Here is a 24,832-nt window from a genome sequence, read left to right as displayed (position 1 = left end):
ATGCTGGTGGGTCGTCCCCGGTCAGGGCATCACCAGGACGGGCTTGACCACCTCCCCCGCCGCCGCAGCCGCCGCGGCCCGCTCCACCTCGGCGAACGGGAAGGTCCGCACCAGCCGGTCCACCGGCAGCCGGCCCGCCAGGTACAGGTCCACCAGCGCCGGCAGGAACCGCCCGGGCCGACTGGCCCCCTGGTTGACGCCGACGATCCTCGGCACCCGGTCGAGCAGCGCCGGTACGTCCAGGGCGAGCCGGCTGCCCGTCGGCGGCGCCCCGACCACCGCGCAGGTGCCGCCGACCGCCAGCGCCCGGACCGCCGCGTCGAGCGCGCCGAGCTGTCCGCTGGTCTCCAGGGTGTGCTCGGCCCCCCGGCCCCCGGTCAGCTCCGCCACCGCCGCGACCGGGTCCTCGGTCCGGGCGTCCACCACCTCGGTGGCGCCCAGCTCGCGGGCCAGCAGCAGCCGTTCCGGCCGGACGTCCACCGCGACCAGCCGGGTGGCCGGGGTGAGCCGGGCGGCCAGCAGCGCCGACAGCCCGACCGCCCCGGCGCCGAACACCACCAGGGTGTCGCCCGGTTCGGGCCGCAGCACGTTCAGCACCGCCCCCGCGCCGGTCTGCACGCCGCAGCCGAACGGGGCCAGCAGCTCGGCCGGCACCCCGGCCGGCACCGGGATCGCGTTGCGTTCGGTGGCCAGCGCCAGGGTGGCGAACGAGGACTGGCCGAAGAAGTGCCCGTGCAGCGGCGAGCCGTCGGCGCCGGCGAGGGTGGCGCTGCCGTCCGCGCGGCTGCCGCCGAACAGGTTGAGCCGGGGCCAGTGGGCGCACCGGACCGGCCGCCCGGCCCGGCACTCCGGGCACCGCCCGCAGGAGGCGAAGGTGAGCAGAACGGTCTGACCGACCGTCAACCGGGTCACCGCGCCGCCCACCGCCTCGACCGTCCCGACGCCTTCGTGGCCGAGCACGGCGGGCAGCGGGCCCGGGGTGTGCCCGGCCCGGACGCTCAGGTCGGTGTGGCAGATCCCGGCGGCGGCGATCCGGACCAGCACCTCGTCGGGGCGCGGGTCGTCCAGCCGGACCGGCTCCAGGGTGAACGGCTGCCCGGGTCCCCGCACCACGGCGGCGGTGGCGCTCGGCACGACCTCACCTCCAGCTCTGCGTCGGCCGGTAGAGCCGGGCCTCGGTGCCCTGCTCGTACGGGAGCCCGGGCGGCAGGTCGATCAGCTCCAGTTGCAGGCCCCACGGCGCCCGGAAGTACACCCAGCGGTCGCCGTCGATCGGGCCGCCGTCGGCCACCGTCTCCGGCCGGCCGAGCACCTGTACGCCGGGCTGCTCCCGCAGGTACGCGGCGGCGGCGTCCACGTCGGTGACCGCGATGGCCAGGTGGTGGCCGCCCCAGTCGCTGTTCCCGGGCAGTTCGCGGCGCTGGTCCGGCGAGCTGTACTCGAACAGCTCCAGGTTGGTCACCGGGCCCAGCCGGAGCATCGCCACGTACGCGGCGGCCCGGTGGTGGACGCCGAGCTGACGGGTCATCCAGTCGCCGTCCGGGTCGTGCACGGGGCCGGTCCGGTAGAGCAGTTCGGCGCCGATCACCTCGGTGAAGAAGGTGACCGCCTGGTCGAGGTCGGGCACGGTGTACGCGACGTGGTGCACGGCGAGGGCACCGGGGATGGCGCTCATGACGACAACCTCTCGACGGATCACGGGTGGCTACGGCGGCGCGGCAGCGGGCGCCTGCGCGGGGCGGGCCCGGCGCCGAGGGTCAGGCAGAGCAGCTCGGCGCCGAGCGGCCCGGCCGTGAGATCCAGGTCCTGGCCCGCCGGGACCAGCAGCAGGTCGCCGGCGTCGGCCAGGTGCTGGGCCCGGTCGGGGTGCTGTTCGGCGACCACCGGGCCGCGCAGCACGTACCAGGCGGCCTCGGTCGCCCGGCGGCCCGCGCGGTGGTGGCCGCCGCCGGGGCTGAGCCGGAGGTGTTCGAAGGACTCGCAGTCGGCGGCGACCAGGTCGCGGCGGGCCAGGCAGCTCACCCGGGTGCGCTCGCTGCCGGGGCCGACCACGGTCATGGCGGCGGCGGAGGCGGTGGTGACGATCATCGGGGGCCTTCTCCCGGTACGGCCAGGACGGCGTGGAAGTACTCCAGGCCCGGTTCCCCGGCGGTGAGGACGAGTTCGCCGCCCAGCGGCAGCGTGACGGCGGTGCCTTCGGTGAGCGGCACATCGGTCTCCCCGGTGCTCGCCCGGCCGGCTCCGGCGGTGACGTAGAGCGTGTGCTCGACGCCGTCGGCGGTCAGCTCGACGCTCTGCTGCGGCTCCAGCCAGCTGAGGCCGACCCCGCGCAGCGGACCGGTGAGCACCCGGCCCGGGTCCACGGCACGCCCCCGTCGGAGGGCGGTGATCACGGTGCTGGTCATCTCGGACGCTCCTTGCTCGGTCCTGCTGCTTCGACGATGTCCCGCCCGTGGTCCCGGGCGGGAGGGCGCGGTGTCCCGATCAGGTCCCGGCCCGCGCCGACTGCGAGGCACCGTCCAACTCCGGCCTGCGCTCCGGGAGTTCGCGACTGACCGCGTCCGGCAGCACGGTCAGGCAGAGCAGCTCGGCGCCGAGCGGGCCGCCGTGCAGGTGCACCCGGCCGCCCTCGGGGGCGAGTAGCAGGTCGCCCTCGGCCAGCAGGTGCTGCGGCTGCTCGGGGCAGTCCAGCAGCGCGACCGGGCCGCGCAGCACGTACCAGGCCGCCTCGGTGCCGGCCCGGCCGCTCAGGTCGTAGCAGGCGCCGGGGCTGAGCCGGACGTGGTCGACCGCCTCGGTCTCGCTGTGCAGCATGCCCCGGCGGGCCAGGCAGCGGGTGCGGACCCGCTGGGTGCCGGGGCCGAGGTGGACGGCCGCGTGGGCCGTGTCGGTGACGATCATCGGAGCTCTCCCGAGCGTTCGGCGGGCGGCACGGTGAGCACCGCGTGGACGTACTCCAGCCCGTCGTTCCCGGCGGTGAGCGCCGCCGAGCTGCCGAGCGGGAGGGTGACGGACCGTCCGGGCTCCAGCGGCACCCGGACGTCCGCCGCGGCGGCCCGGCCACGGCCGGCCGTCACGAAGACGGTGTGCTCGGTCGCGTCGGCGGACAGTTCGACCCGCTCGCCGGGCCGCAGCCGGACCAGTTCGAGGTGGCGCAGCGGCCCGGTGAGCACCACGCCGGGGTCGATCGGGCCGACCCGGCGGAGGTTGGTCACCACGGCGTGCCGCAGGATCGGCACCCGTGGCCGGGGAAGGGGTACGGCGGGCATCTCGATCACCAGCCAGTCCAGCGCCTCGGTGCCCGCGTTGCGGAGACCGTGGGTGGTGCCGAGGCCGGTGAGCACGACGTCCCCGGCCTCGACGGGGTGGGGTCGGCCGTCGAGGGTGACGACCCCCCGGCCGGTGAGGAGCACGTAGCACTCCTCGGTGCGGGTGTGCAGGTGCTCCCCGCTGACGCCGCCGGGCGGGATGCTGGCCCATTCGACCGCCTCCCAGCCGCCCAGCAGTCCCGGTCTGCGGGCCAGGCAGGCCCACCGGGTCAGGCCCCGGGTGCCGTGCACGCCGTGCACGTCGGCCGGGCCCCGGGTGTCGGCCACGATCACGGTGCCACGCATGCCAGTTCCTCCAGTTCGGTGGCCGCCCGGCCGATCTCGGCGGCGGTCAGGTCGTCGGCGAAGCAGCCGTCGCCGATGCCGACCGGGAGCGGGAAGCGCTGCCGGCCGTCCCGGTGCCGGATGGTGTCGGTGAGCGCGTCGGCCAGCGTCCCCGGCTCCAGCAGCGGGTGCCGGACCGGGAGCCGCAGCCGGCGCATCAGGCCGAGGATCCGGTCCCGTTCGGCGGCCTCGACCAGTCCCCTCCGCTGGGCGAGCACCGTGGTCAGCGCCATGTCGAGGCAGACCGCCTCGCCGTGCAGCAGCTCGGGCAGCGCCCGCATCTCCACGGTCGGGCTGAACGAGTGGCCGTAGTCCATCGAGCGCTCCAGCCGGTGCTCCCAGAGGTTGGGCTGGAGCTCCTGGAGCATCCCGTGCACCGCCCGGACCAGCACCTCGCCGCCGGGGGTGGGGCCCTGGAAGTGCTGGTCGATCAGCGCCTCACCGGTCCGGTCCAGCAGCTCGAACAGCCGCCGGTCCTTGATCAGGGCGACCTTGAGGATCTCGGCCAGGCCGTTGCTCAGGTGCCGCTGCTCCAGGGTGGCCAGGAAGGCCGGGTCCAGCAGGGTGGCCACCGCCGGATGGTAGGTGCCGAGCCGGTTCTTGTGCCGGCCGAAGTTGACCCCGGTCTTGGCCCCGACGCCCGCGTCCACCAGCCCGATCAGCGTGGTGGGCACCCGGACGAACGGGGTCGAGCGGCGGTACAGGCTGCAGGCCAGGCCGACCACGTCCGTCAGGACACCGCCGCCCATCGCGATCACCGGCTCGGCCCGCCGGGAGACCCCGAAGCGGTCCATCCGGTCGGCGACCTCGAACACCGACTCCATCGTCTTGACCTGCTCGTGCGCCGCCAGCACGACGAGCTCGACGTCCAGGTCGCGGGCCCCGAAGTAGGCCGCGATCCGTTCCCCGTAGAGCGCGTGCACGGTCTCCTCCACCACCACCAGGCGCCGCCCGGGGAGGGCCCCGGCCGAGGCCAGCGCCGGGTTGCCCGGGTTGAGCAGCCGCGGGGTGAAGCCGACCTGGTAGGTGACGGGGAGGGCGGTACTGACCGTCCAGGCGCTGACCGGCTCGCCGGTGGTGAACAGGCCGTGGGCGGGGCTGTTGGTCTTGCCGGCCACGGTGGCCTCCTCTGTCGTTCGCGGTTCGGACCTCCACCCTGGCGATCCCGGCGTCCCGGACACACGGGGGCACCGCCCGCACCGGGTCCCGGCCCGCCGCGCGGGACATCCGGGGCCGCCGACCGGGACGTACGGTGGGAGACGGAGGCAGTGGGATGTGGTTCACCGACCGGAAGGACGCGGGGCGGCAGCTGGCCGCCCGGCTCGGTGCGGTCCCCGACGCGGTGGTGGTGGGCCTGCCGCGCGGCGGCGTACCGGTGGCCGCCGAGGTGGCCCGGGCGCTCGGGGCGCCGCTGGACATCTGCGTGGTGCGCAAGCTCGGCGTGCCGGGCCGGCCCGAGCTGGGGATGGGCGCGATCGGCGAGGGCGGGGCCCGGGTGCTGGACGAACACATCCGCCTGGCCGCCCGGGTGACGAACGCTCAGCTGGCCGAGGTGGAGCGGGTCGAGCGGGTCGAGCTGGCCCGCCGCTGCGCGCGCTACCGGGGCGGACGGCCGCCGGTGGAGCTGAGCGGGCGGACCGTCCTGGTGGTGGACGACGGGATCGCCACCGGCTCCACCGCCAGGGCCGCCTGCCGGACCGTCGGACAGCGCGGCGCCGCCCGGGTGGTGCTGGCCGTCCCGGTCGCCCCGGCCGGCTGGCGGGACCGGCTGCGCGGCGAGGCCGACGAGCTGGTCTGCGTCGCCGAGCCGGCCGACTTCCCGGCGATCGGCTCGTTCTACGCGGACTTCGGCCAGACCACCGACGCGGAGGTGCTCGACGCCCTACTCGGCTGACCGGGCGGGCCACAAGAGCCCGGGCCGACCCTGGACAATCTGACCAGCCCCGGCGGCCCCGTGCTGCTCAGCTTGTACACATTGAGCAGCGGATCATGGATCTGTTGCCCAATCAACCGGGCCGGAGCAAGCTCAGCGCACCGCAAGCCTCAACGTGGAGGAACCCATGACCGCCAACGCCGTTGAACTGACCCCCGAGGAGCTCGAGGCCGGCCTCGACGCGGAGCAGCTGCGCCGCCTGGTGGGCCTGGTCGAGCACGACGCCGCCGGTGACCCTTTCCCGGTCATCGCCCAGGACGCCATCGTCTTCGTGGTGGGCAACGCCACCCAGGCGGCCCAGTTCTACCAGGCCGTCTTCGGCATGGAGCTGGTCGCCTACTCCGGCCCCGAGACCGGTCGCCGGGACCGCAAGGCGTTCGTGCTGCGCTCCGGCTCCTGCCGCTTCGTGATCAAGGGTGGGGTCTCCCCGGACAGCCCGCTGCTGGACCACCACCGCCGCCACGGCGACGGCGTGGTCGACCTGGCGCTGGAGGTGCCGGACGTGGACAAGTGCATCGCGCACGCCCGCGCCACCGGCGCCACCGTGCTGGAGGAGCCGAACGACGTCACCGACGAGCACGGCACCGTCCGCCGGGCCGCGATCGCCACCTACGGCGAGACCCGGCACACCCTGGTCGACCGGTCCCGCTACCACGGCCCCTACCTGCCCGGCTTCGTCACCGCGCAGACCCGGGTGCAGCGCCCCGAGGGCCACCCCAAGCGGCTGTTCCAGGCCCTGGACCACGCGGTCGGCAACGTCGAGCTCGGCAAGATGGACGAGTGGGTCGGCTTCTACAACCGGGTCATGGGCTTCGAGAACATGGCCGAGTTCGTCGGCGACGACATCGCCACCGAGTACTCGGCGCTGATGAGCAAGGTGGTCGCCAGCGGCAACCACCGGGTGAAGTTCCCGCTGAACGAGCCCGCGATCGCCAAGAAGAAGTCGCAGATCGACGAGTACCTGGAGTTCTACGGCGGCCCGGGCTGCCAGCACCTGGCGCTGGCCACCAACGACATCCTGACCACGGTGGACATCCTGCGCTCCAACGGCGTGGAGTTCCTGAACACCCCGGACTCGTACTACGACGACCCGCTGCTGCGGGAGCGGATCGGCAAGGTCCGGGTCCCGGTCGAGGAGCTCAAGAAGCGCGGCATCCTGGTCGATCGTGATGAGGACGGCTACCTGCTGCAGATCTTCACCAAGCCGCAGGGCGACCGGCCGACGGTGTTCTTCGAGTTCATCGAGCGGCACGGTTCGCTGGGCTTCGGAAAGGGCAACTTCAAGGCCCTGTTCGAGTCCCTGGAGCGCGAGCAGGACAAGCGCGGCAACCTCTGAGACCGGCTCGGGAGGATCACGGACATGGCGCACTACCGGCAGCTGGGCAGCATCCCGCCCAAGCGGCACACCCAGCACCGCACGCCCGAAGGCGGGCTGTACTACGAGGAGTTGATGGGCGAGGAGGGTTTCACCTCGGACTCCTCGCTGCTCTACCACCGGGGCATCCCGTCGGCGATCACCGCCGCCGTGCCGTGGGAGCTGCCCGATCAGCGCACCACCCCCAACCACCCGCTGATCCCCCGTCACCTGAAGCTGCACGAGCTGTTCAAGGGCGAGGAGTGGCAGGACACCGACGTGGTCGCCGGGCGGCGGCTGCTGCTCGGCAACGGTGACGTCCGGCTGTCCTACGTGGTGGCCGGCGCGCCGAGCGAGCTCTACCGCAACGGGCTCGGCGACGAGTGCGTGTACATCGAGTCCGGCACCGCCGTGCTGGAGACGGTGTTCGGCTCGCTGGCGGTCGGCGAGGGCGACTACGTGATCATCCCCCGGGCCACCACGCACCGCTGGGTGCCGGGCCCGGACGCGCCGCTGCGCGCGTACTGCATCGAGGCGAACAGCCACATCACCCCGCCCAAGCGCTACCTCTCCCGGTTCGGCCAGCTGCTGGAACACGCGCCGTACTGCGAGCGGGACCTGCGCGGGCCGGTCGGCCCGCTGCTGGTCGAGGACCCGGCCGAGGTCGACGTGCTGGTCAAGCACCGGGGCCCGGGCGGCGTGGCCGGCACCAGGTACACGGTGCCGCACCACCCGTTCGACGTGGTCGGCTGGGACGGCTGCCTCTACCCGTACGCGCTGAACATCGCCGACTTCGAGCCGCTCACCGGTCGGATCCACCAGCCGCCGCCGGCCCACCAGGTCTTCGAGGGCGGCAACTTCGTGATCTGCAACTTCGTGCCGCGGAAGGTGGACTACCACCCGCTGTCCATCCCGGTGCCGTACTACCACTCGAACGTGGACAGCGACGAGGTGATGTTCTACTGCGGCGGCAACTACGAGGCGCGGAAGGGCTCCGGCATCGCCCAGGGATCGATCTCGCTGCACCCGGGCGGCCACACCCACGGCCCGCAGCCGGGCGCGTACGAGCGCTCGATCGGCGCCGAGTTCTTCGACGAACTCGCCGTCATGGTGGACACCTTCCGCCCGCTGGAGCTGGGCGAGGGCGCGGCCGCGAGCGAGGACGGCAACTACGCCTGGACCTGGTCGGGCGGTCGGCGATGACCGTACCGGCGCTGTTCCGAGGGCTGTTCGACGACGCCGCGGTCTTCCCGCCCGGTGACCTGCCGCTGGCCGAGGCGGTGCCCGCACACCGGGGGCACCGCTCGGCCTGGTACGCCGACGCGGTCGGCCCGTTCCTCTGCGGGGCGGGCCGGGCCGGTGAACTGGCCGCGCTGGCCACCCAGGGACTCCGGGTCGGGTTGGTGCTGCCGGGGGGCAGTGACCGGCCCGGCCCGGTCCCCCTCCACGGGCTGGACGTGGTCGGGGTCGAACTGGTCGGTACCGAGGTGCCCGCCGGACTGCCCGAGGGCGTCACCGTCTCGCTCGAACTCCCGCGTGACGAACTGCTGGTGAAGCGGCTCGACCGGCTGGCCGGGACACCGCACCGGGCCAAGTTCCGCACCGGCGGACTGACCGCCGACGCCTTCCCGACCGAGGCGGAGCTCGCCGCCCTGCTGACCGCCTGCGCCGAGCGCGGGGTGCCGTACAAGTGCACGGCCGGCCTGCACAACGCCCTGCGGCACACCGACCCGGTGACCGGCTTCGAGCACCACGGCTTCCTCAACGTGCTGCTGGCCGCCGCCGACCCGAGCCGGGCCGCCGAGGCGCTGGCCGAACGCTCCGACCCCGTGGTCGCCGCCGCCGTAAGCGCTCTGACGGATACTCAGGTGGCCACCGCACGGGCCTCGTTCACCGCCTTCGGCACCTGCAGCATCGCGGAGCCGCTCGCCGACCTGGCCGAACTCGGCCTACTGCACCAGGAGAACCGTTGACCACCAGCTGGCTCGAGTCCGCGCAGGACTCCCCGTTCGGCCTGCACAACCTGCCGTACGGCGTCTTCTCCACCGCCGAGCAGCCGGACCGCCGCCGGATCGGCGTCGCCGTCGGCGACTTCGTGCTGGACGCGGGCGCCGCCGCCCGTGCGGTCGGCGCGCCCTCGGTGCTGCTGGACGCCGACACCCTCAACCCGCTGCTGGCGGCGGGCCGGCCGACCTGGACCGAGGTCCGCGCCGCGCTGACCGGCTGGCTGAGCGGGGCCGAGCACCGCGCCGCGCTCTCCCCGCACCTGTACCCGGTCGACGAGGTCACCCTGCACCTGCCGTTCGAGGTGGCCGACTACGTCGACTTCTACGCCTCCGAGCACCACGCCACCAATCTGGGCAGGCTGTTCCGCCCGGGCACCGAGCCGCTCACCCCCAACTGGAAGCACCTGCCGATCGGTTACCACGGCCGGGCCGGGACGATCGTCACCTCAGGCACCGAGATCGTCCGCCCGCACGGCCAGCGCAAGGCGCCCACCGACGCCGTCCCCTCGTTCGGCCCGAGCCGCCGGCTGGACATCGAGGCCGAGGTGGCCTTCGTGGTCGGCGCGGGCAGCGAACTCGGCAGGCCGGTCGCCCTGGCCGACTTCCGCGAGCACGTGTTCGGCGTCTGCCTGCTCAACGACTGGTCCGCCCGCGACCTGCAGGCCTGGGAGTACGTGCCGCTCGGCCCGTTCCTCGGCAAGTCCTTCGCCACCTCGCTGTCGCCCTGGGTGGTGCCGCTGGACGCCCTGGAGCAGGCCCGGGTCAGCCCGCCGCCGCGCGACGTCGAGCCGCTGCCCTACCTGGACGACCGGGGCGGCGAACCCTGGGGCCTGGACCTCACCCTGACGGTCCGGCTGAACGGCCACCCGATCTCCCGGCCGCCGTTCGCCTCGATGTACTGGACGGCCGCCCAGCAGCTCGCCCACCTGACCGCCAACGGCGCCTCACTGCGCCCCGGCGACCTGTACGCCTCCGGCACCGTCAGCGGCCCGGAGGTGGAGACCCGGGGCGCGCTGATCGAGCTGACCTGGAACGGCGAGAACCCGGTCAAGCTCCCGGACGGCACCACCCGCACCTTCCTGGAGGACGGCGACACCGTCACCATCACGGCCACCGCACCGGGCCCGGACGGCACGCTGATCTCGTTCGGCGAGGTCACCGGGCGGATCGTGCCCTGACCCTGACCTGACGCACCGCCGCCCCGCTCCCGTCCGAGCGGGGCGGCGGTGCCGCGTCAGCGGGCGGCCGCCACCGCCTCCTCGATCAGGTCCACCAGGTCCGTCTCCGAGCGGACCGAGACCGCGTTCAGTGCCTCCGCCTCGGCCCGCAGGTTCGTGTTGCGGCTCTGCGCGTAGACGATCACCCGCCCGGTGAAGCCCCGCGCCCTGATGTCCCTGATCCCGTCGACCCCCGCCCTCGGGTCGTCGTCGCGCTTCAGGTCGGTGATCACCACGTGCGGCTGCCAGACCAGCCCCGCCAGGGCCTCGGCCGTGCCCACCACCTGCCGGACCTCCGCGCCCGAACCCAGCAGCAGTCTCACCAGGTTGGCGTTGTTCCCCGGATTGTCGTCCACCCAGAGCACCCGGGCCCCGCGCAGGTCGAGCGGCGGAGCACCCTGGTAGGTCACCGTCTGCGGCGGAGCACCCTGATGGGTCACCGTCTGCGGCGCGGGCGGCTCCAGCGCCACGCTCCGGCGCAGCCGGCTCAGCAGTGCGGCGGAGTCCGGCAGTTCGGCCAGTTCCAGCACCAGCCGGACGAACCCCCGGTCGGCCGCCAGCAGCGGGTACTCCGCCGGGAGCGCCCGCTCCAACTGCTCCAGGAAGTGCGGCCAGTCGTCCGACGGGCGCAGGTCCAGCCGGTCCGCCAGCGGCACCAGCCGCGCCGACAGCTCCTCGCCCAGCTCCGAACCACCCCGGCGGACCAGCCCGCGCAGCTCGTAGTAGGTGACGAACTCGGCCACCCGGTCCGGGCCGCCGGGCTGGACCAGCGCCCGGTGGAAGTCCGGGTAGAGCTGCTGGAGCAGCACCGACCTGAGCAGCCCCTCCGCGCCGAACCGGTGCCAGTGCGCGTCGATCTGATGCGCCATCACGAAGCTGTTGATCAGCCGCTTGATCCGCCGGGGGTTGCGGCCGGTCCGCTCCGCCACCAGCGTCTGCAACGGCGGCGTCAGCAGCCCCACCGTGCCGGACCGGGCCGCGTAGGCCCGGACCAGCCGGAGCGCCTGGGCCGGGTCGATCGGCGGGATCCGGAAGTTGACCTGCACGATCTTCTGCAGGTACTCCGCACTGAGGGCGCGCCCGGAGGCCTCCGCCACGTCCGCGATCCGGCTCTGGTCGCAGCCCAGCACGAAGGCAAGACCGGGCACGTCCAGGTAGACCTTGACCGCCTCGCAGACCGCCAGGATGGTCTCGTCCGAGCAGCGGTCCAGGTCGTCCACGAAGACCACCAGCAGCCGCCGCTGGTGCCAACTGCCGGGCGCCGCAGCCCACTCGGTGGCCGCGTCGGAGATCAGCCGGCGGATCTCGTTCCGCGCCGCCGCGTCCGCCGCCATCCGCTCCCAGAGCTCGTCGACGATCCGGTCCACCCGGAACACCCCCGCCAGCAGGGTGACCGTCATCCGCAGCGCCGAGACCAGCCAGCCGTGCCGACTGGTCCGGTACCAGACCCGGCGCAGCAGGTTGCGGTCGAAGCGCTGCAGCACCGACTTGATGACCCCTTCCAGGGCGTCGGCACCGTCCGCCGTCCAGGCGTTGAACCAGACGCACTCGGTGTCGGGGTCCGTCCCGAGCGCCGCCTCGATCTGGTGCATCAGGCTGCTCTTGCCCATGCCCCAGTCCGCGTCGATCGCGATGGTGAACGGCGTCGCCGCCCGCGAGGCCTGGATCAGTGCCGCCAGCGACCCGGCCGCCTCGACCGTCCCGAGCACGTCCTCGTCGGCGGCGGCGCCGTGCACCGGTTCATCGTTGAGCAGCGAGAAGTTCAACGCGCACACCCCCCATGGTGATCAGCCGTCTCATCCTAGTGCCCGGCGCACCTTTCACCGATCTGTGAAATTTTTGCTCCTTTTGATCTGAACCTTGCAAGCCCCCGGGGTGCTCTGTACGGTCGGAGCCCGGCGCCACGGTCCCGCTGAAGGAGTGTCAGATGCTGGAGTTCCCAAGGTCCCTCCGTGGCGCGGCCGTTGCCGTCACCACCCTGGCGCTGCTGGCCGTCGTCCCGGCGGTCAGCTCCACCGCCGCGAGCCCGGCGGTGGGCGCCGCCACCGGTTTCACCAGCTACGAGGCCGAGTCCGGCACCCTCGGCGGCGGCGCGGCCGTCACCTCGGTGACCTCGGCGCCGGCCACCCCGTACTCCAGCCCCGAGCTGGAGGCCTCCGGCCACGCCCACGTCCGGCTCGGCTCCACCGGGCAGTCGGTCCGGTGGACCAACACCACCGGACGGCCCATCAGCTTCCTGAACGTGCGCGCCAGCATCCCCGACGCCCCGTCCGGCGGCGGCCTCACGGCCACCCTGAACCTGTACGTCGACGGCACGTTCCGTCAGGCGCTGAACCTCAACTCCAAGCAGAGCTGGGTGTACGAGGGCAACAACAACTACAACACCAGCGACAACCAGAACCCGGCCGACGGCAACCCCCGGGTCTTCTGGGACGAGGCGCACACCTTCGTCACCGGCACCCCGATCCCGGCCGGGGCCTCCTTCTCGCTCCAGAAGGACGCCGCCAACAGCGCCTCGTTCTACGACCTCGACGTGATCGACGCGGAGAACCCGCCGGCCCCGCTCGCCCAGCCGGCCGACTCGATCTCCATCACCAGCTGCGGGGCGGTCGCGGACAACACCCCGACCAACGGCTCCGGCTCCGGCCAGGCACCGGACAGCGGCCCCGCCATCCAGAACTGCATCGACCAGGCCCAGGCGCAGGGCCGGGTGCTCTGGATCCCGCCGGGCACCTTCTACGTGAAGGGCACCGCCGGCCTGCACGCCCAGGGCATCACCATCGCCGGCGCCGGGCAGTGGTACAGCACCGTCTACCGGGACGTACCGGTGCCCAACTCCACCCCGCTGGCCGCGCTGTTCTCGGTGACCTCCTGCACCGTGCGGGACTTCCACATCGACGCCAACTCGGTCAGCCGCAGCACCGTCGGCGGTGACGGCGGCGCGATGGACACCACCGGCACCAACTGGTCGGCCAGCGGCATCTGGAGCCAGCACACCATGTCCGGGTTCTGGGCCTCGGGCACCGGCGGCACCGTGCGCAACAGCCGGCTGACGTCCATCTGGGCCGACGGCATCAACGTCAACAACGTCGCACTCGGCGCCGACACCGGGAACAACCTGACCGTCACCGACAACTTCGTCCGGGGCACCGGGGACGACGCGATCGCGGTCAACTCGGTGGCCTACAACACCAACGGCGACGGCTCCCGGACGTACTACCACCCGATGACCGGCGCCACGGTCCGCAACAACACCTCGATCGCGCCGTGGGGCGGCAAGGGCGTGGCCGTCTACGGGGGCAGCGGCCACCAGGTCACCGGCAACCACGTCAGCGACACCGCCCGCTACATCGGCCTGGGGGCCGGCCGGTTCGGCGTCAACGGCGACGACCTGCGGTCCGCGACCGTCACGGGCAACACCGTGCTCCGCTCCGGTGGCAACGCCTACAGCCAGGGGCAGCCCGCGCTGCACGTCGGCAACGGCGGTGACGGGCAGAACACCGGGATCGTCGACCAGGTGACGGTGACCGGAAACACCGTCAGCGACTCGCTCTACGACGCGATCGGCTTCTCCGCCTCGACCAACACCCTGCTGCGGAACAACACCGTCACCACCCCCGGCCGCAACGGCGTCGTGATCGCGCCGCCCTTCTACCCGGCACCCACCGGATCGGCCACCATCACCGGCAACACCCTGACCGGGCTGAAGCCCGGGGCGACCGCGTACGCCAACAACTCCGCCGGCTTCACCGCCTCGCTCAGCGGCAACAGCTGGGAGGGCGGCACCACCCCGACCGGCCCGTACGGCGGCACGCCCGCCGCCGTGCCCGGCACCGTGCAGGCGGAGAACTACGACACCGGCGGCCAGGGCGTCGCGTACAACGTCGGCTCCGTCAACGGCAACGGCACCGCCTACCGCTCGGACGGCGTCGACCTGGAGGCCACCTCGGACACCGGCGGGGGCTGGAACCTGGGCTGGACCGGCGCGGGGCAGTGGTTCCGCCACACCGTGGACGTCGCCGCCGCGGGCCGCTACTCCGTCGGCCTGCGGCTGGCCGCCCCCGCCGCCGTGACCGGGGCGCTGCACCTCTCCGACGCCTCGGGTGCCGACCTCAGCGGCGCGGTGAACGTCCCCGCCACCGGCGGCTGGCAGAGCTGGACCACGGTGACCGCGAACGTCACGCTGCCGGCCGGCCGCCAGGTGCTGACGATCCGGCAGGACAGCGGCGGCTGGAACCTCAACCAGCTCACCTTCACCGCCTCGGGCGGCAACCCCGCCCCGACCGACCTGGCCGCGGGCCGGCCCACCGGCGAGTCCAGCCACACCAACGGCTACCCGGCCTCGAACCTCACCGACGGCAACCGGAACAGCTACTGGGAGAGCGCCGACAACAGCTTCCCGCAGTGGGCCCAGGTCGACCTGGGGTCGGCCCGGAGCATCGGCCGGGTGGTCCTCCGGCTCCCCGCCGGCTGGGGCGCCCGGACCCAGACCCTGACCGTCCAGGGCTCCACCGACGGCGCCGTCTTCAGCACCCTGAAGGCCACCGCCTCCTACACCTGGGACCCAGCCACCGACAACACCGTCTCCATCGGCCTCCCCGCCTCCGCCCAACGCTTCCTCCGGGTCACGGTCACCGCGAACACCGGCTGGCCCGCCGGGCAGCTCTCCGAGTTCCAGGTCTGGAGCCCCTGACCCGGAACCACCCCGGACGGGTACGGTGACGGGGTTCTCCCGACAGACGTACGCGGACGAAGTGGGGCCCCGATGACGACGGATGTGGTGCTGGAGCAGGTCGGCCGGCTGGGCCGGATCACGCTGGACCGGCCCCGGGCGCTGAACGCGCTGACCCACGAGATGCTGCTGGCGATCGAGCGGCGGCTCACCGACTGGGCGGCGGACGACGGCGTCGGGGCCGTGCTGCTGACCGGCGCCGGGGAGCGCGGGCTGTGCGCCGGTGCCGACATCAGGGCGCTGCACGACGACGCCAAGCTGGGCGGCGCGGGCGCCCGGCGGTTCTTCCGGGACGAGTACCGGCTGAACCACCTGATCTCCCGTTACCCGAAGCCGTACGTCGCGCTGATGGACGGGATCACCATGGGCGGCGGGGTCGGCCTGTCGGCGCACGGGAGCGTCCGGGTGGTCACCGAGCGGTCCACGGTGGCGATGCCGGAGACCAGGATCGGCCTGGTGCCGGACGTCGGCGGCAGCCGGCTGCTGGCGCGGGCGCCGGGCGAGCTCGGCACCCACCTGGGTCTGACCGCCGCCTCGATGGGCCCGGGCGACGCGCTGCTCTGCGGCTTCGCCGACCACTTCGTCCCGGTGGCCGCGCTGGCCGGCTTCACCGCCGCACTGGCCGAGGCGACGCCGGCCGAGGCACTGGCGCGGTACGCCGCCGAGGTGCCGGAGGCCGCGCTCGCGGGGCAGCGGGAGTGGATCGACGCCTGCTACGCGGCCGACACGGTGGAGGAGATCCTGACCCGGCTGGACGCGGCCGGGATCACCGAGGCCAAGGAGGCCGCCGAGCAGATCAGGGCCAAGTCACCGACCTCGCTCAAGGTCACCCTGGCCGCGCTGCGCCGGGCCCGGACGCACCGCACCCTGGCCGAGACGCTGGACCAGGAGTTCCGGATCTCCTGCGCCGCCCTGGACGCCCCCGACCTGGTCGAGGGCATCCGGGCGCAGGTGGTCGACAAGGACCGCGACCCGCACTGGTCCCCCGTCACCCTGGCCGAGGTGACGGAGGACCAGGTGGCCGGCTTCTTCACCCACCTGGGCGAGCGGGAGCTCGGGCTGGCCCGCTGAAGAGCCCCAGGCGTCACACCGTCACCTTCGCGACGAAGGCCGCCAGGTTGGCGAGCGTCCGCTCGCTCTTCTCCGCCAGGGTGAGCGACTCGTGCAGCCGCCCGCCGGCCCCGGCCTCCCGCTTGCCGCGCACGTACAGCGAGCAGGCCAGGTCGGTGCACATGTAGGCGCCCACCGAGTTGCCCTGCTGCCCGGCCTTGCCGGCCAGCGGGGCCACCATCAGCGAGACGCCCCCGCTGTGCGTGGTCAGGCACAGCGAGCACATGCTGCGGCGGGCCTGACCGGCCCCACCGGTCGACAGGCGCAGCGCGACCGCGGCCAGCCGGCCGTCCAACTCGGCCACCAGATAGGCCCGTTCGGGTGCCTGTGGGTCCCGCCAGCCGAGGAAGTCCAACTCCTCCCAGGGCAGCTCGGGCAGCCCGCGCGGCACGTTCAGACGCTTGGCCTCGCCCTTGGTGCAGTTCAGGAACGCGGCTCGGATCTCTTGCTCGGTCAACGGCTTCATGGGACGTACGCTAAAATACCTAGGAGCATTAGGCAAATGGATAATCGACCCAGGGAAAGAGTGGGATGACATGGCGAGAGCCGGGCTGACCAAGGAAGTGCTGGCCCTGGCCGGGGCCGAGCTCGCGGACGAGGTCGGCTTCGACCAGGTGACCCTGTCGGCGATCGCCCGCCGGTTCGGGGTCAAGGACGCCAGCCTGTACTCGCACGTCCGGAACTCCCAGGACCTGAAGACCCGGATCGCCCTGCTCGCACTGGCCGAACTCGCCGACCGGGTCGCCGCCGCACTGGCCGGCCGGTCCGGCAAGGACGCGCTGGCCGCCTTCGCCGACGCCTACCGCGACTACGCCCGCGAGCACCCCGGCCGGTACGCCGCCGCCCAGTTCCCGCTCGACCCGGAAGCCGCGCTGGCCAGCGCGGCCGGCAAGCACTCCGCGCTGACCCGGGCCATCCTGCGCGGCTACGACCTGGCCGAGCCGGACGAGACCGACGCGATCCGGCTGCTCGGCAGCACCTTCCACGGTTACGTCACGCTGGAGCAGGCCGGCGCCTTCGGCCACACCGCCCGCGACTCGCAGGCGAGCTGGACCCGGATCCTCGACGCCCTCGACTCCTTGCTGCGCACCTGGCCGGCCGCCTGACCAGCCGTTGCCCGGCGGGCCCCGGAGCGTTTGACTGGAAGGTGCCGGTCCGCCCGCGCGAGCACCGGCACCGGCTTCGCACCGAGGAGTGTGCACCATGACCAGCGGCCACTCCGTCCCGGGCAAGGCCGACTTCGCCGAGGCCTACGAGCAGCCCGACCCGCGTGGCTACTTCCGCGCCCTGGGCCCGTACGAGTACGTCACCCCCCACCACGCCCAGCGGGTGTTCCGCCTGCTCACCGCCGCCCGGGAGCCGCGCACGGTGGTGGACCTGTGCTGCTCGTACGGGATCAACGCGGCGCTGCTCAACCACCAGGTGACCCTGACGGAGCTGTACCACCGGTACACCGACCGGGCCCTGGACGACCTCTCCACCCCCGAACTCTCGCTCCGGGACCGGCAGTTCTACGCCGCCCGGCGCCGCCCCGAGGCGGTCCCGGTGGTCGGCGTGGACGTGGCGAGCGGCCCGGTCGAGTACGCCCGCCGGGCCGGCCTGCTGACCGCCGGGTTCGCCGAGAACCTGGAGCGGGCCGCCCCCTCCGCCGCCCTGCGGGCCGCCGTCGCCGACACCGGCCTGGTCACCGTCACCGGCGGCGTCGGCTACGTCTCCGCCGTCAGCTTCGACCGCCTGCTGGCCTGCGCCGACTCCCCGCCCTGGGTGGGCGCCTTCGTGCTGCGCGCCGTCCCGTACGGCCCGATCGCCGAGGTGCTGGCCGAGTACGGGCTGGTCACCGAGCGGCTGCCGCGGACCTTCCGGCAGCGCCGCTTCACCGGCACCGAGGAACGGGCCGGCGCCCTGAGCGCGGTGCTCGACGCGGGCCTGGACCCGGCCGGCCTGGAGAGCGAGGGTTGGTTCCACGCCGAGCTGTACGTCTCCCGGCCCGCCCCGCAGGTGCGGGCCAGGCCGCTGGCGGCGCTGCTGCGCGCCGACACGTGATCGTCGTCTCGGATCCCGAGACTGGCGCGGAGGCGGGTCGGTCGGGAAGGGTGTCCCTCGTCACGGAACCCACGTACCGAGGGAGTCAACGGCGATGACCGAGTACCAGACGATCCTGGTGGAGCAGCGGGGCCGGGTCGGGCTGATCACGCTCAACCGGCCGGAGGCGCTGAACGCGCTGAACAACCAGCTGATGCGCGAGGTGGTGGCGGCGGCGACCGCCTTCGACCGCGATCCGGGGATCGGTGCGCTGGTGATCACCGGCTCGGAGAAGGCGTTCGCGGCCGGGGCCGACATCAAGGAGATGCAGGGCAACGCCTTCCCCCAGGTCTACCTGGACGACTGGCTCGGCCCCTGGGACGAGTTGGGACGGCTGCGGAAGCCGGTGGTGGCCGCGGTGGCGGGCTACGCGCTGGGCGGCGGCTGTGAGTTGGCGATGCTCTGCGACATCCTGATCGCCGCCGACACCGCGAAGTTCGGCCAGCCGGAGATCAAGCTCGGGGTGATCCCCGGCATCGGCGGCTCCCAGCGGCTGACCCGTGCCGTCGGCAAGGCCAAGGCCATGGACCTCTGTCTGACCGGCCGCACCATGGGTGCCGAGGAGGCCGAGCGCGCCGGACTCGTCTCCCGCATCGTCCCCGCCGCCGACCTGCTCACCGAGGCACTGGCGACCGCCGAGACCGTCGCCGCGATGTCCGCCCCCGCCGCCGTGATGATGAAGGAGAGCGTCAACCGCGCCTTCGAGACCACCCTCGCCGAAGGCGTCCGCTTCGAACGCCGGCTCTTCCACGCCGTCTTCGCCACCGCCGACCAGAAGGAAGGCATGGCCGCCTTCGCGGAGAAGCGCAAGCCGTCCTTCGAGAACCGCTGACCCACCGTCGGACGGGCCCCGGTGCTGCCGGGGCCCGTCCGGGTGAGCCCCGGCAGCGGCCGTCGCTCAGTCCTGGATCCGCCGCCAGGGCCGGTCCTGCTCCAGCTCGAAGGCCAGCTCGAGCAGCAGCCGCTCGCCGCCGTGCGGGGCCAGCAGGTGCACCCCGATCGGGCGGCCGTCGGTGGTCTCACCGGTCGGCAGCGAGAGGGCGGGCGCGCCGGTCACGTTGTTCACCGGGGTGAAGGCGACGTACCGGCGGAGCCGCTCGATCAGCTCCTCGAACGGCACGTTCGGGCTCAGGTGGCCGATCGGCGGCGCGACGTGGGCCAGCACCGGACAGAGGATCAGGTCGTACGCCCCGAACATCCCCGCGTACGTCCGCTCCGCCTGCCGCAGCCGGCGCAGCACCCCCGGGGTGCGCAGGAACTCGCGCCGGTAGCCGCGCCGCAGGCCCAGGGTGAGGCCGTCCAGCCGACGGGCCTGGAAGCCCCGGTCCAGCAGCAGCTTGCCGGTGGCGGCGATCAGGAACGCGATGTAGCCCCAGTACAGGGTGAAGTCATGGGCGAACTGCTCGCCGAACGGCAGCACGGTCGGCTCGACCCGGTGCCCGAGCGCCTCCAGCCGGGCGGCGGTCCGCTCGACCGCGTGCCGGGTCTGCCCGTCGGTGACCGCGATCGGCGAGTCCAGCACCAGGCCGATCCGCAGCCGCCGGTCGCCGGGGCCGGCCACCAGGCCGAGCGGCGGCAGCGCCGGATTGCGGTAGTGCTGCTCGGCCGCCCCGAAGAAGGCGGCGGTGTCCCGGACCGTCCGGGTCAGCACGCCGTCGGTGACCAGGTCGATCGGCAGCCGACGGCCCTGCTCGTTGAGCACCAGCCGCCCCCGGGTCGGCTTCAGGCCGACCAGTCCGCAGCAGGCCGCCGGGATCCGGATCGAGCCGCCGCCGTCGTTGGCGTGCGCGATCGGCACCACCCCGGCGGCCACCAGCGCGGCCGCGCCGCCGGAGGAGGCGCCCGGCGAGTGCGAGGGCCGCCAGGGGTTGCGCACCGGCTCGGCGTCGGCGTACTCGGTGGAGGCGTTCAGGCCGAACTCGGGCAGCCGGGTCTTGCCCAGCACGGTGACCCCGGTGCCGAGCAGCTGCTCGGCGAAGCCCGCCGTCCGGCGGGCGGGGCGGGCCGTGAAGGCCGCGCTGCCCTGGCCGGTCGGCATCCCCCGCAGGTCGACGTTGTCCTTCAGGAAGGTCGGCACCCCGGCCAGCGCCGCCCCGGGGCCGGACCGGCCGGTCCGAGGGCTGCGGTACGCCTCGAAGGCCACCGGTGCCAGCCGCCCGGCCACCTTCCCGGCCCGCTCGACGGCGGCCGCCGCCAGCTCCCCGGCGCTCACCTCACCGGCCCGGACCGCCGCCGCCAGCGCCACCGCGTCGTGCTCGCCCAACGCGTCGTCCCCGAACGCGTGCACCCGCTCGCCCGTCATCCGAACTCCCCTGTCCTACCGGCCAGTAGCCCTGCGAGTTCAGCAGTCTAGGGCTGACGGACCGTTCGCATCAGGCCGCGTCCTGATCGTTGTTCAGCCGGGCCAGCCCGCTCCGGGTGGTGGCCACCAGGATGCGGTCGCCCTCGGCCAGCAGGCGGGCCCGGTCGGGGTAGTTCCACTGGTACTCGGCGGGCAGCCGGGCCAGCCGGACGGCCACCACCCGGACGCCGCCGGGCTCCTCCAGGTCGTGGACGCTGCGGCCGACCAGGCCGGAGCCCGGCTCGGCCGTCAGCTCGGCGACCAGCAGCACCCGGCGGTAGACCGAGAGCGTCCCGAGCACCTCACGACCCATCAGGGCGGAGGCGAAGCCCGGCGCCGAGAGGTACGAGGTCGAGCGCGACACCACGTTGCCGAAGGTGGCGTACACCTGGTGCGCGAAGTCGTCGTCGAACAACCGCAGGATCATCAGCACGTCCGGCTGCAGCGCCCTGGCCTCCAGCGCCGCCTCCAGGTTGGCCGCGTCGTCCCGGGTCACCGAGACCACCGCGCGGGCGTACTGGGCCCTGGCCCGGAGCAGCTGACCGGCCAACGGGGCCTCACCGACCAGCACCGGGACGCCGAGCGCCCGCATCGCCGCCACGCCCCTGGCCTGCGGGTCGCGCTCGATGCAGACCACCGGCACCCCGGACTCCCGCACCATGCCCGCCACCCGGGTGCCGAGGTGGTTCAGCCCGACCACCACCACGTGGTCCCTGGTGCCCGCGCCGGGCGCCCGGGGCAGCCCGCGCCGCCCGCTGGCCAGCGCCTCCACCGCGATCGCGGTGGCCACCGGTACGAAGGTGATGCCGCAGAAGGTGATCACCACCTGGGCCACCCGCTGCCAACTGCCGCCCGGCACGGTCTGCCCCGGCTGGTCCGGGCTGGCCGCGCCCGCCATGTCCAGCAGGGTGAAGTAGAGCGCCCAGCCCAGGTGCCCGGTGGAGTACCAGATCACCGCGCCGCTGAGCAGCACCGCCACCACCGCGATGGTGAGCAGCAGCCGCAGCCGGGCACTGGTGAAGAACCGCAGGGTGTCCAGCAGCCACCAGCGGATCCGGGCCCACCAGCCGATCCGGACCGGCGGCTCCGCCGTGAGCGCCTGCAGCGCGGCGATCCCGCCGCGCTGCTCGTGCTCCTCCAACGACCTCGGCCCGTACTCACCCTCGTCGCCGAACCGGCGGGCCAGCGCGATGAACTCGGCCGCCCGCCCGGCGGTCTGCGGCAGCAGCCGCATCCGGCCCAGGTCCTGCGGGTCGATCCGGTCGGCCACCACGCAGAGCTGGTTGTCCTGGATCTCGCCGTCGTACGCGACGTACAGGTACCGGCTGCCCACCCGGACCGAGTTGGGCCGGCTCAGCGCGCCGTTGGCGAAGGCGGGCGCGGCGGTGGCCGAGCCGGAGAGCGCGGCGCAGTTCGGCAGCAGCCGTTCCAGGTGCTCGCCGAGGCGCTGGTTGAACATCCGCAGCACGATCCGGATGCCGGGGTTGCGGTTGGCGGCGGCCAGCGCGGCGTGGATGTTCCCCTCGTCGGTGCCGTCCACCAGGGCGATGCCGCCCGCCGTCTCCACCCCGCAGGCCCGCAGCGCCTCGGCTGAGACGGTGGGGTACTCGTGCACGGCGGACAGGCCGGGGATCTGGCTGATCTGCGGCCCGTGATCCTGGGTCAGATCCGGTACCAGGGCCACCACCGGGACCTCGTACTGCTCGATCAGCTCCCGGATCAACCGGTGGGCGAGAGCGTTGCCACCGCACACGACGTAGTGACTCAACGGCCCCCCGACCCATGCTGTTCAGCAGTCCTCCGACCTCGATCATATCGAGCCGGGTGTCCGGCAGGTGGCGCCGGGGCGACTGAGGGGCATCAGTTCGCATCCCCCGAACGGCCGCGCTCACCCGGCGGGCCCCTGCACCCGCCGGAAGAGTGGGGATGATCAACACCACTGCCCGTCAGGAGACCGCCATGGCCGACCCGTACGACCCCACCGCGCGCCCTCCGCTGGAGGGGCAGATCATGACCGGCCCGATGCAGCGGCTGGCGCACGCCGCGTGGCAGGCGTTGCTCGCGGCGGGCATCGCCTCGCTGATCCTCGGCGTGATCGTCTTCGTCTGGCCGAAGCAGACCCTGTTCGTGGTCGGCGTGCTGTTCGGCCTCTACCTGCTGATCATCGGCGTGGTCCAGCTGGTCGCCGCGTTCGGCACCCACGCCTCGACCGCGATGCGGGTGCTGGCCTTCATCAGCGGCGCGATCTGCGTGCTGCTGGGCCTGCTGTGCTTCCGCAGCGCCGTGCAGTCGGTGCTGCTGCTGGCGATCTGGATCGGCATCGGCTGGCTGTTCCGGGGCATCACCCAGATCGCGGCCGCCACCGACCCGGCGATGCCGGCCCGGGGCTGGCAGATCTTCGGCGGCGTGGTCAACACCCTGGCCGGCGTGCTGCTGATGGTGTGGCCGGCCCACTCGGTCACCGCGCTGACCGTCCTGGCCGGCTGCGGCCTGCTGGTGCTGGGCGTGATCGAGATCGCCACCGCGCTGCAGGTCCGCCGCCGGGCCAGGGAGCTCCCGACCGGGGTCTGACCCCGCCCGCTACCGGGCCGGGAACACCTTCCGCCAGCCGCCGCCCGCCTGCACCGCGTCGGCGTAGCCGAAACCACCGCCCCGGGCGGCGGCGCCCGGGTAGTCCACCTGGACCCGGACCTTCGGGAAGTCCGCGACGAAGGCGGCGACCGTGGCCTGCCCGGCCGCCGACGGCCCCTGCTCGCAGGCGAGCAGCAGCTCACCGGAGCCGACGTTGCGGACGAACTGCGGGAACGTCCGGTCGTTGAACTGCTGCCCGGGGGCGATGCCGTCCCAGACCGCCGCCGCCACCTGGTCGACCACGGCGGTCACCTCGTCGGGGGTCCCGCTCTGCCGGGCCCTCGGGTACCGGCGGGAGGTGTACGGCTGCCCGGCCACGGCCGCCTCCGCACCCGTCACCCTGGGGCCGGCGGTGAACTGCATCCAAAAGGCCGCGGTGGCGGCCGGGACCGGCACGCCGGGGAAGCTCTTGCGCCACTGCCCGCCGGGCTGCACCTGCTCCGCGTCGCCGAAGCCGTACGCACCGCTCAGCCCGTCGCCCGCCGACAGCAGCCGGGCGCTCCCGCCGTCCCTGGTGCTGTTCCGGTAGGTGACCTCGAAGCTGACGGTGGGCAGGTCCGCGCGCAGCAGCCGGAGCACCTCCCGGCAGGAGTGGCACGGGCCGAGCGCGGAGAACAGCGTCACCTCGCCCCGGCGGATCTGGCCGATCCGGGCCCGGTACTCGTCGTCGGTGGTGCAGGCGAGGTGCCGGTAGATCCGGTTGGCCAGGATGTTCATCGCCTGCTTCTCGGCGTCCAGGTCGTGCTGGTGGCCGGTGAGCGTGCTGCCCGTGGGCTCGGGCAGCCCGTGGTAGTACGACCACACCAGTGCCTGGTGCGATTCGGTGTCGATCCGGCCGGTCAGCTCGGCCGCCCCGACGAAGGTCAGGGTGTACTCCAGTCGACAGGTGTTCTTGAAGATGGCAGGCGAACTCATCGGACCCCCCGGTATCGGCGGTGTGCGTGGCACGGCCGGGCACCCCCCGGGCCGGGTCCGAGCGTCCCAGCCGGTCCGACGGAGCGTCAACGGTCGCACCGGAGCACTCGACCGGGCCCGCGCGCCCCGGGTCAGGCCGACGCGGTGGCCCCGGCCACCAGCAGGAGCAGCACCGCCGAGACCGCCGTCAGCCGGCGGGCCGCCACCGGCGTGCCCGCCAGCGAACCGCCGAGCCGGGCCGCCGTCACGGCGACCGCGCCGTACACCGCCGCGCAGCAGAGCACGTTCAGGCAGCCCAGCGCGAGCACCTGGCCACCGACCGGCATCCCGCTGTCCGGCTGGACGAACTGCGGCACCAGCGACAGGTAGAGCAGCAGCCCCTTCGGGTTGAGCAGCGCGGTCAGCATGCTCTGCCGGAGCACCGTGCCGGTGGACTGGGCCGGGGCGGGCCGCAGCTGACCCCCCGTCCGGCGCAGGCCGACCAGCATGGTGACGGCCAGCACCGCGAGGTACGCCGCCCCGGCCCAGCGCAGCGCGGGCAGCACGGCGGGCACCGCGCGCAGCGCGGCGGCCAGCCCGGCGGAGGAGAGCGCGGTGTGCACCGCGTACCCGGCGCAGACCCCGGCCACCGCGAGCAGGGCGGCCCGGCGGCCCTGGCCGAGGCCGCGCGCGGCGATGTAGAGCCAGTCGGGGCCGGGGGTGAGGACGAGCAGCAGGTCCACGCCGAGGAAGAGCAGCAGGGTGTGCGGGGCCATGGTGCGGTGGGGCTCCTCGGTCGATCGGGGGGTCGATCTCCGAAGGTAGGCGGAAGGCCCCGGCAGCCGATGGCCACTTCGTGCTCGTTCCGGCGGCGGAGTG

Annotated in this window: 24 protein-coding genes; 11 read left to right on the top strand and 13 right to left on the bottom strand. The window is 73.6% G+C overall.

The genetic code is table 11. The features are described from left to right. Window positions 1-21: 21 nt before the first annotated feature. The 7 genes from ACIRPK_RS17735 to ACIRPK_RS17705 form a co-directional block, all read right to left on the bottom strand. On the bottom strand, window positions 22-1,134 hold the full coding sequence (locus ACIRPK_RS17735; RefSeq protein ID WP_403039478.1) for an NAD(P)-dependent alcohol dehydrogenase: 1,113 nt from the start codon (window positions 1,132-1,134) through the stop codon (window positions 22-24). Between the two features lie 4 nt (window positions 1,135-1,138). After that, window positions 1,139-1,675 carry a VOC family protein gene (locus tag ACIRPK_RS17730; RefSeq protein WP_403039475.1) on the bottom strand — a complete coding sequence of 179 codons (537 nt, stop codon included), beginning with the start codon at window positions 1,673-1,675 and terminating at the stop codon, window positions 1,139-1,141. A gap of 20 nt (window positions 1,676-1,695) precedes the next feature. Beyond that, window positions 1,696-2,088 carry a hypothetical protein gene (locus tag ACIRPK_RS17725; RefSeq protein WP_403039472.1) on the bottom strand — a complete coding sequence of 131 codons (393 nt, stop codon included), beginning with the start codon at window positions 2,086-2,088 and terminating at the stop codon, window positions 1,696-1,698. Then, window positions 2,085-2,405 (bottom strand): hypothetical protein, encoded by a 321-nt coding sequence (locus ACIRPK_RS17720; RefSeq protein WP_403039470.1) that lies wholly within the window; start codon window positions 2,403-2,405, stop codon window positions 2,085-2,087. The genes ACIRPK_RS17725 and ACIRPK_RS17720 overlap by 4 nt, the downstream gene beginning before the upstream one ends. 79 nt (window positions 2,406-2,484) lie before the next feature. Continuing rightward, window positions 2,485-2,901, bottom strand: a complete 417-nt coding sequence (locus ACIRPK_RS17715; protein ID WP_403039467.1) for a hypothetical protein — start codon at window positions 2,899-2,901, stop codon at window positions 2,485-2,487. Then, window positions 2,898-3,614, bottom strand: coding sequence for a cupin domain-containing protein (locus ACIRPK_RS17710; protein ID WP_403039465.1), 717 nt, complete (start codon window positions 3,612-3,614; stop codon window positions 2,898-2,900). The genes ACIRPK_RS17715 and ACIRPK_RS17710 overlap by 4 nt, the downstream gene beginning before the upstream one ends. Beyond that, complete coding sequence (locus ACIRPK_RS17705; protein ID WP_403039462.1) at window positions 3,599-4,771, bottom strand: sedoheptulose 7-phosphate cyclase; 1,173 nt, start codon at window positions 4,769-4,771, stop codon at window positions 3,599-3,601. Before ACIRPK_RS17705 ends, ACIRPK_RS17710 begins: the two co-directional genes overlap by 16 nt. A gap of 155 nt (window positions 4,772-4,926) precedes the next feature. On the opposite strand from ACIRPK_RS17705, the gene ACIRPK_RS17700 reads away from it, so the two are divergent. The 5 genes from ACIRPK_RS17700 (at window position 4,927) to fahA (ending at window position 10,124) form a co-directional block, all read left to right on the top strand. Then, window positions 4,927-5,547: a phosphoribosyltransferase gene (locus ACIRPK_RS17700; RefSeq protein WP_403039459.1), complete on the top strand. Its 621-nt coding sequence runs from the start codon at window positions 4,927-4,929 to the stop codon at window positions 5,545-5,547. 238 nt (window positions 5,548-5,785) lie between these two features. Beyond that, window positions 5,786-6,922, top strand: a complete 1,137-nt coding sequence (hppD, locus tag ACIRPK_RS17695; RefSeq protein WP_369824411.1) for a 4-hydroxyphenylpyruvate dioxygenase — start codon at window positions 5,786-5,788, stop codon at window positions 6,920-6,922. 24 nt (window positions 6,923-6,946) lie between these two features. Next, window positions 6,947-8,143: a homogentisate 1,2-dioxygenase gene (locus tag ACIRPK_RS17690; RefSeq protein ID WP_403039456.1), complete on the top strand. Its 1,197-nt coding sequence runs from the start codon at window positions 6,947-6,949 to the stop codon at window positions 8,141-8,143. After that, window positions 8,140-8,913 carry a hypothetical protein gene (locus tag ACIRPK_RS17685; RefSeq protein WP_403039453.1) on the top strand — a complete coding sequence of 258 codons (774 nt, stop codon included), beginning with the start codon at window positions 8,140-8,142 and terminating at the stop codon, window positions 8,911-8,913. The genes ACIRPK_RS17690 and ACIRPK_RS17685 overlap by 4 nt, the downstream gene beginning before the upstream one ends. Then, window positions 8,910-10,124 carry a fumarylacetoacetase gene (fahA, locus tag ACIRPK_RS17680; protein ID WP_403039450.1) on the top strand — a complete coding sequence of 405 codons (1,215 nt, stop codon included), beginning with the start codon at window positions 8,910-8,912 and terminating at the stop codon, window positions 10,122-10,124. Before ACIRPK_RS17685 ends, fahA begins: the two co-directional genes overlap by 4 nt. Window positions 10,125-10,180: 56 nt before the next feature. Here the strand turns inward: fahA and ACIRPK_RS17675 are convergent, their stop codons facing one another. Continuing rightward, window positions 10,181-11,929 (bottom strand): P-loop NTPase fold protein, encoded by a 1,749-nt coding sequence (locus tag ACIRPK_RS17675; RefSeq protein ID WP_403039447.1) that lies wholly within the window; start codon window positions 11,927-11,929, stop codon window positions 10,181-10,183. Window positions 11,930-12,090: 161 nt separating this feature from the next. On the opposite strand from ACIRPK_RS17675, the gene ACIRPK_RS17670 reads away from it, so the two are divergent. After that, window positions 12,091-14,856 carry a discoidin domain-containing protein gene (locus ACIRPK_RS17670; RefSeq protein WP_403039444.1) on the top strand — a complete coding sequence of 922 codons (2,766 nt, stop codon included), beginning with the start codon at window positions 12,091-12,093 and terminating at the stop codon, window positions 14,854-14,856. Between the two features lie 72 nt (window positions 14,857-14,928). Beyond that, entirely contained in the window at window positions 14,929-15,966 is a 1,038-nt protein-coding gene (locus tag ACIRPK_RS17665) for an enoyl-CoA hydratase/isomerase family protein (RefSeq protein ID WP_403039441.1), read from the top strand. Window positions 15,967-15,979: 13 nt separating this feature from the next. Here the strand turns inward: ACIRPK_RS17665 and ACIRPK_RS17660 are convergent, their stop codons facing one another. Further along, window positions 15,980-16,471 (bottom strand): FBP domain-containing protein, encoded by a 492-nt coding sequence (locus tag ACIRPK_RS17660; RefSeq protein ID WP_403039438.1) that lies wholly within the window; start codon window positions 16,469-16,471, stop codon window positions 15,980-15,982. A 70-nt stretch (window positions 16,472-16,541) separates the two neighbouring features. On the opposite strand from ACIRPK_RS17660, the gene ACIRPK_RS17655 reads away from it, so the two are divergent. From ACIRPK_RS17655 to ACIRPK_RS17645, 3 genes are all read left to right on the top strand, one after another. Beyond that, on the top strand, window positions 16,542-17,111 hold the full coding sequence (locus ACIRPK_RS17655) for a TetR/AcrR family transcriptional regulator (RefSeq protein WP_403039435.1): 570 nt from the start codon (window positions 16,542-16,544) through the stop codon (window positions 17,109-17,111). 97 nt (window positions 17,112-17,208) lie between these two features. Then, complete coding sequence (locus ACIRPK_RS17650) at window positions 17,209-18,048, top strand: hypothetical protein (RefSeq protein WP_403039432.1); 840 nt, start codon at window positions 17,209-17,211, stop codon at window positions 18,046-18,048. Between the two features lie 94 nt (window positions 18,049-18,142). After that, window positions 18,143-18,919 carry an enoyl-CoA hydratase gene (locus ACIRPK_RS17645; protein WP_403039429.1) on the top strand — a complete coding sequence of 259 codons (777 nt, stop codon included), beginning with the start codon at window positions 18,143-18,145 and terminating at the stop codon, window positions 18,917-18,919. Between the two features lie 66 nt (window positions 18,920-18,985). Here ACIRPK_RS17645 and ACIRPK_RS17640 read toward each other — a convergent pair whose 3' ends face one another. Both ACIRPK_RS17640 and ACIRPK_RS17635 read right to left on the bottom strand, forming a co-directional pair. Further along, a complete protein-coding gene (locus tag ACIRPK_RS17640; RefSeq protein WP_403039426.1) occupies window positions 18,986-20,389 on the bottom strand; it encodes an amidase in 1,404 nt (467 codons plus the stop codon). Window positions 20,390-20,459: 70 nt separating this feature from the next. Beyond that, window positions 20,460-22,196, bottom strand: coding sequence for an NAD-binding protein (locus ACIRPK_RS17635; protein ID WP_403039424.1), 1,737 nt, complete (start codon window positions 22,194-22,196; stop codon window positions 20,460-20,462). 158 nt (window positions 22,197-22,354) lie between these two features. Here ACIRPK_RS17635 and ACIRPK_RS17630 point away from each other — a divergent pair, with 158 nt between their 5' ends. Further along, a complete protein-coding gene (locus ACIRPK_RS17630) occupies window positions 22,355-22,999 on the top strand; it encodes an HdeD family acid-resistance protein (protein ID WP_403039421.1) in 645 nt (214 codons plus the stop codon). A 9-nt stretch (window positions 23,000-23,008) separates the two neighbouring features. Here ACIRPK_RS17630 and ACIRPK_RS17625 read toward each other — a convergent pair whose 3' ends face one another. Together ACIRPK_RS17625 and ACIRPK_RS17620 are read right to left on the bottom strand one after the other, a co-directional pair. Then, entirely contained in the window at window positions 23,009-23,974 is a 966-nt protein-coding gene (locus ACIRPK_RS17625) for a hypothetical protein (RefSeq protein ID WP_403039418.1), read from the bottom strand. Between the two features lie 131 nt (window positions 23,975-24,105). Continuing rightward, window positions 24,106-24,729 carry a LysE family translocator gene (locus ACIRPK_RS17620; protein ID WP_403039415.1) on the bottom strand — a complete coding sequence of 208 codons (624 nt, stop codon included), beginning with the start codon at window positions 24,727-24,729 and terminating at the stop codon, window positions 24,106-24,108. Between the last annotated feature and the right edge of the window lie 103 nt (window positions 24,730-24,832).

It is taken from the genome of Kitasatospora sp. NPDC101801, assembly GCF_044766665.1.
GTDB lineage: Bacteria > Actinomycetota > Actinomycetes > Streptomycetales > Streptomycetaceae > Kitasatospora.
This window is presented reverse-complemented; position numbering and strand designations above follow the sequence as displayed.

Bases quoted from the DNA above. Each gene is read 5' to 3' on its own strand.
- ACIRPK_RS17730 (WP_403039475.1), bottom strand. From the start codon at position 1,675: ATGAGCGCCATCCCCGGTGCCCTCGCCGTGCACCACGTCGCGTACACC.
- ACIRPK_RS17725 (WP_403039472.1), bottom strand. From the start codon at position 2,088: ATGATCGTCACCACCGCCTCCGCCGCCGCCATGACCGTGGTCGGCCCC.
- ACIRPK_RS17720 (WP_403039470.1), bottom strand. From the start codon at position 2,405: ATGACCAGCACCGTGATCACCGCCCTCCGACGGGGGCGTGCCGTGGAC.
- ACIRPK_RS17715 (WP_403039467.1), bottom strand. From the start codon at position 2,901: ATGATCGTCACCGACACGGCCCACGCGGCCGTCCACCTCGGCCCCGGC.
- ACIRPK_RS17710 (WP_403039465.1), bottom strand. From the start codon at position 3,614: ATGCGTGGCACCGTGATCGTGGCCGACACCCGGGGCCCGGCCGACGTG.
- ACIRPK_RS17700 (WP_403039459.1), top strand. From the start codon at position 4,927: ATGTGGTTCACCGACCGGAAGGACGCGGGGCGGCAGCTGGCCGCCCGG.
- ACIRPK_RS17690 (WP_403039456.1), top strand. From the start codon at position 6,947: ATGGCGCACTACCGGCAGCTGGGCAGCATCCCGCCCAAGCGGCACACC.
- ACIRPK_RS17685 (WP_403039453.1), top strand. From the start codon at position 8,140: ATGACCGTACCGGCGCTGTTCCGAGGGCTGTTCGACGACGCCGCGGTC.
- ACIRPK_RS17670 (WP_403039444.1), top strand. From the start codon at position 12,091: ATGCTGGAGTTCCCAAGGTCCCTCCGTGGCGCGGCCGTTGCCGTCACC.
- ACIRPK_RS17665 (WP_403039441.1), top strand. From the start codon at position 14,929: ATGACGACGGATGTGGTGCTGGAGCAGGTCGGCCGGCTGGGCCGGATC.
- ACIRPK_RS17660 (WP_403039438.1), bottom strand. From the start codon at position 16,471: ATGAAGCCGTTGACCGAGCAAGAGATCCGAGCCGCGTTCCTGAACTGC.
- ACIRPK_RS17655 (WP_403039435.1), top strand. From the start codon at position 16,542: ATGGCGAGAGCCGGGCTGACCAAGGAAGTGCTGGCCCTGGCCGGGGCC.
- ACIRPK_RS17650 (WP_403039432.1), top strand. From the start codon at position 17,209: ATGACCAGCGGCCACTCCGTCCCGGGCAAGGCCGACTTCGCCGAGGCC.
- ACIRPK_RS17645 (WP_403039429.1), top strand. From the start codon at position 18,143: ATGACCGAGTACCAGACGATCCTGGTGGAGCAGCGGGGCCGGGTCGGG.
- ACIRPK_RS17640 (WP_403039426.1), bottom strand. From the start codon at position 20,389: ATGACGGGCGAGCGGGTGCACGCGTTCGGGGACGACGCGTTGGGCGAG.
- ACIRPK_RS17630 (WP_403039421.1), top strand. From the start codon at position 22,355: ATGATCAACACCACTGCCCGTCAGGAGACCGCCATGGCCGACCCGTAC.
- ACIRPK_RS17625 (WP_403039418.1), bottom strand. From the start codon at position 23,974: ATGAGTTCGCCTGCCATCTTCAAGAACACCTGTCGACTGGAGTACACC.
- ACIRPK_RS17620 (WP_403039415.1), bottom strand. From the start codon at position 24,729: ATGGCCCCGCACACCCTGCTGCTCTTCCTCGGCGTGGACCTGCTGCTC.